This is a genomic window from Velocimicrobium porci (assembly GCF_009696045.1).
GTDB classification, from domain to species: Bacteria; Bacillota; Clostridia; order Lachnospirales; family Lachnospiraceae; genus Velocimicrobium; species Velocimicrobium porci.
Genome location: NZ_VUMT01000013.1, coordinates 78,190 through 84,408 on the forward strand (window position 1 = coordinate 78,190; position 6,219 = coordinate 84,408).

6 protein-coding genes and 1 riboswitch are annotated in these 6,219 nt (G+C 35.9%); all 6 genes read right to left on the minus strand.

Annotation, left to right across the window (positions count from 1 at the left end; translation table 11 throughout):
• Nucleotides 1-18: 18 nt before the first annotated feature.
• The 6 genes from FYJ58_RS09715 to FYJ58_RS09740 all read right to left on the minus strand — a co-directional run bounded on the left by FYJ58_RS09715 (nucleotide 19) and on the right by FYJ58_RS09740 (nucleotide 5,940).
• On the minus strand, nucleotides 19-774 hold the full coding sequence (locus FYJ58_RS09715; RefSeq protein ID WP_154519535.1) for an ABC transporter ATP-binding protein: 756 nt from the start codon (nucleotides 772-774) through the stop codon (nucleotides 19-21).
• Nucleotides 774-1,853, minus strand: a complete 1,080-nt coding sequence (locus FYJ58_RS09720; RefSeq protein WP_154519536.1) for a FecCD family ABC transporter permease — start codon at nucleotides 1,851-1,853, stop codon at nucleotides 774-776. The genes FYJ58_RS09715 and FYJ58_RS09720 overlap by 1 nt, the downstream gene beginning before the upstream one ends.
• Nucleotides 1,854-1,869: 16 nt before the next feature.
• Nucleotides 1,870-2,991, minus strand: coding sequence for an ABC transporter substrate-binding protein (locus FYJ58_RS09725; RefSeq protein WP_154519537.1), 1,122 nt, complete (start codon nucleotides 2,989-2,991; stop codon nucleotides 1,870-1,872).
• Nucleotides 2,992-3,310: 319 nt separating this feature from the next.
• Nucleotides 3,311-3,499: riboswitch (cobalamin riboswitch) on the minus strand.
• A gap of 94 nt (nucleotides 3,500-3,593) precedes the next feature.
• Entirely contained in the window at nucleotides 3,594-4,499 is a 906-nt protein-coding gene (locus tag FYJ58_RS09730) for a hypothetical protein (protein ID WP_154519538.1), read from the minus strand.
• On the minus strand, nucleotides 4,496-5,239 hold the full coding sequence (locus FYJ58_RS09735) for an ATP-binding cassette domain-containing protein (RefSeq protein ID WP_328597835.1): 744 nt from the start codon (nucleotides 5,237-5,239) through the stop codon (nucleotides 4,496-4,498). The genes FYJ58_RS09730 and FYJ58_RS09735 overlap by 4 nt, the downstream gene beginning before the upstream one ends.
• Complete coding sequence (locus FYJ58_RS09740; RefSeq protein ID WP_154519539.1) at nucleotides 5,236-5,940, minus strand: GTP-binding protein; 705 nt, start codon at nucleotides 5,938-5,940, stop codon at nucleotides 5,236-5,238. Before FYJ58_RS09740 ends, FYJ58_RS09735 begins: the two co-directional genes overlap by 4 nt.
• Nucleotides 5,941-6,219 lie beyond the last annotated feature (279 nt).

The following is a 6,219-nucleotide window of genomic DNA, read 5'->3' on the forward strand; positions in this document are numbered from 1 at the left end:
CCTCTAATCTTACAGGATTTACAAAAATAATATATGGATTTTTCCATTTTTGTCTTTCACAATCTCCGTTTCCACCTCGTATACTTCACGTAAAAACTTTGGTGTTAAAATCTCTTCAGGACTTCCTTGCCCAACAATTTCTCCATTTTTTAACACATATAAGTAATTACAGTATGCCACAGCAATGTTTAAGTCATGAATTGCAGCAAGTATCGTAATTCCAAGATTCTTTACAATCTCCATCAACTGCAGCTGGTGCGTTATATCTAAATGATTCGTGGGCTCATCCAAAATCAGGCATGAAGTATCCTGTGCTAATGCCCGTGCAAGAATTACCCTTTGCTGCTCTCCACCTGACAATGTAGAAAAACTGCGGTTAATAAACCTCTCCATTCCAACTCTCTTCAACGCCTCATGAGCAATCTCATAATCCTTTGCATTATCCCTCTCAAATATTTTCTTATGAGGTGAACGCCCCATTAATACAACTTCAAGAACTGTAAATTCAAAGTTATAATAATTATGTTGTGCTACAACTGCCATTTTTTTTGCAGAAGCACGAACACTTATATCCTGTAGCCTTTCCCCATCTAACCAGATACATCCTTCCTTAGGTTTCAATACCCTGTATATACACTTTAGTAATGTTGATTTTCCGCTTCCATTTGGACCAATAATTCCAACAAATTGATTTTGTCTGCAATGTATACTTACCCTGTTTAAAACTTCAGAAGCACCATAAGAAACCTTAATATGTTCTGCTTTGAGTTCCATTACTTTGTACCTCCAAAACCATAAGATTTGTGAATCATAAGATAGATAAAGCAAGGTGCACCTATCAGAGATACAAAAATTCCAATTGGCATTTCTGCATTTCTTAATATAATTCTACATATAACATCAGACCACATAAGAAATATTGCTCCAAGTAATGCACAAAGAGGAATCAGTCGCTTGTGGTCTGTCCCAAATAACATTCGAACTGCATGTGGAATAATAAGTCCTACAAAGCCAATCATTCCAGCACAGTACACAGCAAATCCAACCATAAACGATGCCAACATCATATAAATTAACCTTATTTTGTGTAAATCTGTCCCAAGCGTAATCGACACTTCGTCGCCAAGCAATAATAGATTAAGATTACGGAATTGCGTCCAAAAGATAATTGTACCCACAAAAATAATAGGCACAATTACAATAACATTTTCCCATTTTGCACCGCCAAGGCTTCCCATCGTCCAATAAGTAACCGCTTCAATTCCATTTTTGTCATTTTCAATATATAAAAGAAAACTAGAGAAGGCAGAGCAGACGGAGCTGATCGCCATACCGGCCAATATCAGTTTGCCTGCATTAGCTCTTCCTCCAAGATTGGAAATAAATAGAACGGCAAACGAAGTTGCCACTGCGCCAATAAATGCCATTACACCTACTGAATTACTTCCAAACATTGCACCAAAGCCTAATAAAATGGCAAGTGTTGCACCAAGGGAAGCTCCTGAGGAAACCCCTAAAATATAAGGATCCGCCAATGGATTTTTTACAACTGCCTGCATTACAACTCCGCACACTGCAAGTCCCATCCCAACTGCCATTCCGAGAATCACTCTTGGAAAACGAATCAGCCATACAACATCATGTACTGCACCACTTGCATAATCAGAAAACTGTTCCATATGAAATAACTCATAGCCAATTACACTATAAACCTGTTTTAAAGAAATATCAGCATTCCCAAATGTAACAGCCGCCAGAACTGTGGCTAACAAACCAATGAAAAGACCAACTAATGTAATACTATAAACTGACGTTTTAACAACAGCTGTCTCTTTTTCTTCTTTCACACACATTCCCTTACCTTCTGCATTACTTATCAAATGTTAAATCTGGATATAATCCTTTTGCAAATGTTTCAATTCCATCCTGAGTTCTTGTTGCACTTGCATACATTTCACTCAGCATAATCGGAACTACTCTTTTGTTTTTTACTGCATCAAGATTCGCATATGCTTGATCTTTTAGTATAACATCTAATTTATCCTGTTTTACTTTCTCTGCATCGTCTCCGGCATATGGCATATATACAACAAAAATAACATCTGGATTTGCTGCAATCACATCTTCTTTTCCCAGAGAACTTCCATCCTGATTCGCAAGCACACCTCCTAATTGGGTTACCATATCTCCACCAAGACTTGATGCGTTATAGTTAGTAAATGTACCATCATAAGACTCCAATACCAGTACGGATGGCTTTTCCTTTATACTATTTGTTTTCTCTTTCACTTCTGAAATTGTATCTTTCATCCTGTTTACAATCATTTCGGCCCTATCTTGCACATCAAAGATTTTTCCTATATTTAAAATATCTGTATATTCATTTTCAAGTGTTTTATTATAAACTTTGTTATTTTGTTTTGGATGGGTATTCGTATTCATATAAATATTAGTCCCCTTTTCAATCCAATCTGTTACAGAACCTAGAGTTTTTTCTCCAAACAAAGAACCCCATGAAAAAATCATATCCGGCTCTAACATAGTAGCGGTTTCTAAAGATGGGGTAAATTCATCCAAATACTTCACTTTTGAAAAGGTAGCTTTTTGTTCATCTGGAACTTCATTATCCAAACCGGCAGTAGCAACCATATGCTCTTCCAGTCCAAGTGCAAGCATTGTTTCAATACTTCCCTGATAAACAGCCAATACCTTGCTTGGTGCTTTTTCATATACCGTTTTTATTTCATTTCCTTCGGAATCATATGTTGTAACTGTAAGTGGATAGCTTGTCTTTTTTTCGTTTTTTGTTTCTTCGTTCCTTTCTGTTTGATTATCCGCAGATTCCACTGCCTGATTCTCTTGTTTGATGCTTTCTGCATCCTTTCTCTCATCGGTGCTGTTATTGCCTCCTTTACATCCTGTCATTCCGATTACCAGCGAACAAGCCAGTAACATAGCAACTACTCTTTGAATCATCTTTCTGCTTTTCATTTCTTTCTCCTTCTTATTGGTTTATTTGGAGATAAAATAACATCGCAAAGATACAAACAAAGTGGACAAGTCCACCTCAACTCCCTGTATTCCTCACTCATGAGGGACTTGCTCCACTTTGCGTGCCAGATGCGTGTTGCATGCTTTTTGCAACAATACTCCTTTCGCATCTGTGCACATCCTCGCGGAGCGTTTTTGCTTTATAGGAGACGAACTTTCCTATAAAAAAAAATGACCACTCGAAAGCGGTCACCTAGTCTTATAGAAATAATAGTTAAAATTATCCTTATAATTCGATGCTCACTTTACACGGAAGTTTCATCTTCTATATATTAAGCAGGTTTCCTGGCTTACATATCAACACTTATATTCACCTTCTCACAGAATGTACTGCAATGGATATCTGAATATAAGCTCCTTGCTTACAGTGACCGGATCGCTCAGGAGTTTCACCTGATTCCCTCTCCTTACATTAACAATATAAAATACGTTAAAGTAAATCACTTAATACGTTACTTTATCTATAATTCATTCTAGCATATAAAAAATTTTTATTCAAGATTATGCAACTAGTTTTCAATATTTGATACTTCTACATAACCTTATCTGTTCATCACTAACTCATTGTAGACATAATAGAATTCTTCCACTGAAGTTTTAGAAATCCACTCTTTCGAAGGTACAAAATATTGCTTTCTTTCACACCATTCATTTTTTTTTGCAATCTTAGGATATAATAATAGGTTTCCATTCGTCTCATAAAAATCACACCATTGTTTTTCACATAGTGCTTCCACAATACGTCTGGCAATTGATTCAGGTATTGAACGTCTTGCACAAATATAGGAGGGAATTAACAGTGGTCCCTCTTTGGGGATTCTCATAAAGGATTTTTTTTCATCAGCTCTCATGGCATAAAGCGATGGAACAATAGAAACGTCTGTCTTTCCAATTCTTGTCCGTTGAAAGGCTTCAATTGGCATATCTGATATATCAGCACCTTTTAGCATACGATAAACTGATTTCCTTCCATAATAACTCCATATTGCCTTTACCAAAGATTTACCTGCCGAATTATTTCTTCCACCAAAAGCGAGAGACTTTATATCGATAATTGATTTTTCTTCAAAAAACTCTGGATTATTTGTATAATAAACAAGTGGAATTGATAAATATGGCAAAAGTACCTCTCCTCTTTCCACACACTCTAACGCAGCCCCACCTTCCAGCTCTATCCATTGCCGTACAGAATACAAATCATCTTTATACTTTTGAAAAATTCGAATATCCTCAAAAACTTCTAAATCTGCCGATACTATCATATCAGGTAAAACCGATTCATCTTTTGCTAAATACTCTGACATATGCTCCCCGTAACCAAGTCCAAAATATTTAACCTCAAGCTCTATATCTTCTATTTCTAATTTCTTTGTCAGGTCATCTAAAAATTTTTTTTCTTGATTATGTAATACACAAATATGGTTCCAGTATAATTTCACTTTAGTCATCTTATTATTCCTCCTGCCCTCAACATTGTTTGCCTTTTCTTTTGAATTTGATACTCACTGCTAAGCTGTTCAAATAATTGTTTTTCTTCTGGTGACCGCTCTACAATAACTTTCACTGCCCCATGCTCCATAACAATTCTTTTTGAGGCCATTAAAGCAGTATGTAGATCATGAGTAACTACAAGCACAAGCTTATCGTGACCAAGCAATACTTCAAGCGCCTCTTCTTTATCTATTCCTGCATTTTCAATTTCATCAATCAGCACAATAGGGCTATCGCAAATAATCGCAATATCAGCAATCATCAAAGCCCTTGTTTGTCCACCGCTTAAAAGATTTAAATTCATCTTTTGCTCAATTTTTTCCGGTGTAATTTGATTTGCCAAACACAATACCTTTGAAATATCAACTAACTTTTCACGACATTGGGCATGAAGTTGTAAAAACTCTCCAACCGTTGTATCTATTATAAATCGCATATTTTGCCCCAGATGTGCAACAAGTCTTGACGAAATTTCCATACGCTTTTCCATTGGAATTAATTTCCCATCTAAAAAGACTTTTCGCCTTGTAACAGAATCGCCTTGTGCCAATTGCTCTATATCCTTTATTAAACGGCTTTTTCCAGAGCCTGTATTTCCAACAATAGAATATAATTCTCCCCTTTTCATCGTAATTTGTGAAAAAAATTCTGATTCACCATATTTATTTTTTCCTCCAAAAAGAGTTAATTCCTTCACTCTCTTTCCTCCTTAAATTGAATTTTTGCTACCATTCCCTGCTGATAATCACTTCCAACTCTAGTTTCTCCAACACAGTAGGAACAAACACCACTCGGCATAGTATGGCGCAAGCAGTCATTTTCAAAGCTTTTTATATTAGGTTGAAGTAAAAGCCAACTAATCAATGGCTCTATTCCATAACCTGTTAAACCATCAACCATAAATATTTCAGCTGTTGAATTTAATTCTTTGATTTTCCACACTATGATTTCTCTTTCTGCCTGTGATAGCATATCAATTTTTGTCAGCACAACAAAATCGGCCTGTGACAGCATCGGTCCAAATCCAGATGGTGCATGGCAACTGGATGTACAATCTAAAATACATCCAGATATCATCTTTTGTGTGGCAGGTGAACATCGATGGCACAATCCCGCCGTTTCAATAAACAACCAATCTGCATTCTGCTCATTACTCCAACCCCAAAGTTCAGGAAGATTGGATACCAAAAAATGGTCAGGACAAATATCACCACTTAATCCGATTACATATTTAACCCCTAATTTCTCATACGTTCTATCATCCTCTGTATGAATACAGTCTATTTTACATACCGCCGGCACAACCGATTTTGATTTCAACAACGGAACCAAAAGCTTCAATACTGCCGTTTTTCCCACCGCCGAAGCACCTGATAATAAAATAATTTTGTCTGGCATAATATTCTCCTGAAATTTAAATTTTTTTTAGATTAACATAAATCTTTTTTTCTGTCCGTATCAAATAAGACTGTAGTATTCCAATTTTCTATTGACTTATTATATCTAGTACATGTACAATATTAATCACAGTTAGTTGCATCTAACCAAAGTGTAAAGTCCAGCTAATAAATGTCAATAGAAAAATGAAAAAATTTTGATTTTATTATCTGACTAAAAAAGGGCGCACTTACCCCTTGGTGAAAATATCATTTTGTAAAAGATATTGTTTCGCTAAAG